Below are 3630 nucleotides of genomic sequence, written 5' to 3'. Positions count from 1 at the left end.
GTCATTTGTCCTTTGTTATTGGTCATTGGTCATTTGTTGTTGGTCATTTGTTGTTTGTGGTAAAATTCCGCACTACTCTCCCCAATTACTACACCACCGGAAGCAGTCGAAATAACAGAGAAAATACTCCAAATCCTACTAAAAGCGCCCCACTAACCGGCGTAATCCAACCGGACCAGCGACGCACTTCCAGTAACTTTTTAATCGTAGCCGTAAACGTACCCGCCAAAATCAAAGGAGCCACATAACCTGCCGTATAAGCCAGCAATAAAGCCCCTCCTAACATGACATCTTGGGTACTGGCAATCCAAGCCAATAACGTTGCCAAAACTGGGGTACTACAAGGAGAAGCTACCAACCCAAACGTCAGTCCCAACAAATAGGAACGTACCCCATCGGGCACATCCTTGGGAATAAACTCCATCCCATCCAAAGAAGGCAAACGCAACGGTAACGCCTCCAGAAGATTGAGCCCCATCAAAATCGCAATCACACTCACCAGAATCGGCAAACCAATCCCCACTTGACCATAAACCTGACCTACATAAGCGGCGACAATACCCAATGCAGCGAGGGTAGTAGCCAAACCCAAAGCAAACCAAGTAGACTGCGCGGCAGCCTGAATCCGACTTTGGGCCTCATACCCGCCAATATAGCCAATCGTAATCGGCAGCATGGACAACATACAAGGGGTCAAGCTAGTCAGCAACCCCGCCAAAAAAATAATTAAGACACTCACCCAGGAGAGGTGACTCAATTGGCTAGAAACGAGACCATCAGCGAGTTGTTGGAGGTGGTAGAGAGAAGTTTGCACAGAATCAATCATGCTTTAACCGGGGAAAACGCCCAATATAAATAATTGTAACGTAGAGGACACCCCGGCGATCGCACTCATCCAACTCAAACCGATAAACCGGCGATCGGCCCTTTCCCAACGTTCGTAGTAATGACTTCAGTCGTTTCCGGATATTTGAACTAAAAACATTTCCCACTGTTCGTAGTAACGACTTCAGTCGTTTCCGAATATTCAGAGCAAAAACCATTCCCCCTGTTCGTAGTAATGACTTCAGTCGTTTCCGAATATTCAGATTAACGAGTTTAAAAAAGTTTTTTATGAAATTATGATATTAAAAATATTTAATATCGATTAGTTTAGTCAAAATTTATCAAATAAAATACTCCTAACTCATGATGTCGATGTAGAGTCGGTACAGGATGCGATCGCCTCCTTCCATCGGATACAATAAAACCAAATCCCTTATCAACGGTCATACGAGGTTGCCTATGTCTGTCCTACCTCAGACCTCAGTTTCTGAGATAACAATTACCTGGCCTAAACTCCCCGAAGACTTTGTACTCCCTGACGACCCCGTGGAAAATTTAGAACATCCTTTATTAGCCAATGCTCTGCGTCAAGCATTGACTCCGCAGTTATGCCAAGACGCCTTAATTTCAGCGAACTTTGCATTGTGTGCTGCCATTAATAACCGCCCAATTTGCAAGGCCCCCGATTGGATGTACATTCGTCCCGTTGCACCTTGGTCCAGTCCTGAACCCCGTCGCAGCTACACTCCCCACACCGAAGGACCCATTCCACTCATGGTCATGGAATTCCTATCGGATACTTATGGGGAAGAATACTCGATGGAATGTCAAAAACGTATTGGCAAATGGTACTTTTACGAACAAATTATTAAAGTACCCCTTTATGCCATATTTCATCCGCAAATTGCTGATTTAGAACTGTACGCTTTAGAATCCACCCGATATCAAATTCAAACTCCCGATTCTAATGGTCTGTATTGGATTCCCGGACTAGAGCTATTTTTAGGCGTCTGGGAGGGAACCCGTGACAACCGCACCGGGAATTGGTTGCGCTGGTGGAATGCCAATGGTGAACTCCTTCTCTGGCCTGAAGAACGGGCGGAAAAACTAACGCAACGGTTGCGAGATTTGGGAGTAGATCCGGATAGTTAACGAAGTGGAGGGGGGTGAAGAATCAGCGATCGCCCCTCCAATCCATCTCCATATTTTTTGGCGCTCAATCCTCTCGTTCCAAAATTCTGCCTCCGCCAACCCTACCGCTTCCTCCGTCCTCTGCCGAAGCGCGATCGGCGCTTATCCGCCAACGACACCACCTCTGCGGCGCTACTTTCCCTTGCCACCCGAATCAAAATCCCCGCACACATCAAACTAGCAATCATCGAACTCCCCCCATAACTAAACAGCGGCAACGGTAATCCCGTCGTCGGCAGAGCACCCGTCGCCACCCCAATATTGAGCAGGGATTGTCCAATCATCACCACCATCACCCCGATCGCCACCAACTGCTGCACAATCTCCCGAGTTTTATACGCCACCAACAACGCCACCGTTGCATAACTCCCCAGCAGCAGCATCAGCACCATACTCCCGACAAATCCAAACTCCTCGGCATACACAGCAAAAATAAAATCCGTGTATTGAATCGGCAAATACAGCAACTTTTGTTGGGACAAACCAAACCCAGTCCCCAAAGTTCCCCCGGACCCCACTGCTAACAAACTTTGAATCAGCTGATATCCATCTCCAAAGCGATCGGCCCAAGGATTTAAAAACGACATCACTCTTCGTCGTTGATATTCCTTAATACTAATACTCATCACCGCCAGGAGAAAACCCGCGAATGCCGTACTCCCCAAATAAGCAAACGGTAAACCCGACCCCAAAGCAATCAACCAAATCGTCATCCCACATAGGGCCGTGGTACTCAAGTTAGGCTGCACCAAGATTCCCAACAGAACCGCCACGAAAATCACCAACCAATTAATCCGTACCTGCCAAGTCAAACGGTTCCAGTTGCCAAAAATTCGCGCCGCTTGCAAAATCAGAAAGGGTTTAATTAACTCCGAGGGTTGAATCAAGGCCGGACCCAATTTTAACCACCGAGTCGCGCCATTAACAGTGGTCCCAAATCCTGGAACGATCGTCAGCCAAATCAACCCCAGTAGGATAATCACCGCCCAATCCGAAATACCTTGAATGTATCGCAGGGGGGTATAAACCAGGACATTAAAGCCGATTAACCCAACCACAACCCAGATCAGTTGCCGTTTAAAATAATAGAGTCCATCACCAAAATCGGCATTGGCACTGGGATAGGAAGCAGAAAATAGGACCGCCAAACCCACAAACAGCCAGAGGAACGTTAACCATCGTAATAATCGAGCTTCTAAGGCCCATTCTTTGACAGCCGGATCGAAAACGGGAATCAGTAGGCGTTGCATCCAAAGCAAGTCCGATAACTACATTAAGTTCACTTCAGTATATTTTAGGATTTCCCGAATGACAGTGGAAGGAGGAAACAACTCAACTCGTTACTACGAATGAACGGGATAACGACTAAAGTCGTTACTACAAACTTTCCCCCTCTCCAAAAATGCAAAAAGAGGCCCTAAAGACCTCTTTTTATAATCATTAAAGCTGGGAGTGCTTTCTGTAGTGATGTCATTGAACCGTACCATGACTAAAGTCAGGGGATTCTTGCCCACCTTGCGGCGACAACGGGACATTCAAGTATCCCTCTACCCACTCGGACTGAGTTCCCCCAGCCTTTGTGTATACTTTTTTTGTTTTTGTGCTTGGAGAGTC

4 protein-coding genes are annotated in these 3630 nt (G+C 46.9%); 1 reads left to right on the top strand and 3 read right to left on the bottom strand.

Features of this window, described 5'->3' with window-relative positions; genetic code table 11:
- Positions 1 to 88: 88 nt before the first annotated feature.
- Positions 89 to 826, bottom strand: coding sequence for a cytochrome c biogenesis protein CcdA (locus J0895_RS03845; RefSeq protein ID WP_207086802.1), 738 nt, complete (start codon positions 824 to 826; stop codon positions 89 to 91).
- A complete protein-coding gene (locus J0895_RS03840) occupies positions 819 to 1043 on the bottom strand; it encodes a hypothetical protein (protein WP_207086801.1) in 225 nt (74 codons plus the stop codon). Before J0895_RS03840 ends, J0895_RS03845 begins: the two co-directional genes overlap by 8 nt.
- A 241-nt stretch (positions 1044 to 1284) precedes the next feature.
- Between J0895_RS03840 and J0895_RS03835 the strand changes: the two genes are divergently transcribed.
- Positions 1285 to 1977 carry a Uma2 family endonuclease gene (locus J0895_RS03835; RefSeq protein ID WP_207086800.1) on the top strand — a complete coding sequence of 231 codons (693 nt, stop codon included), beginning with the start codon at positions 1285 to 1287 and terminating at the stop codon, positions 1975 to 1977.
- Between the two features lie 101 nt (positions 1978 to 2078).
- Here the strand turns inward: J0895_RS03835 and J0895_RS03830 are convergent, their stop codons facing one another.
- Positions 2079 to 3266 carry an FtsW/RodA/SpoVE family cell cycle protein gene (locus tag J0895_RS03830; protein WP_207086799.1) on the bottom strand — a complete coding sequence of 396 codons (1188 nt, stop codon included), beginning with the start codon at positions 3264 to 3266 and terminating at the stop codon, positions 2079 to 2081.
- Positions 3267 to 3630 lie beyond the last annotated feature (364 nt).

The organism is Phormidium pseudopriestleyi FRX01, from assembly GCF_017313335.1.
GTDB classification, from domain to species: Bacteria; Cyanobacteriota; Cyanobacteriia; order Cyanobacteriales; family Laspinemataceae; genus Laspinema; species Laspinema pseudopriestleyi.
This window is presented reverse-complemented; position numbering and strand designations above follow the sequence as displayed.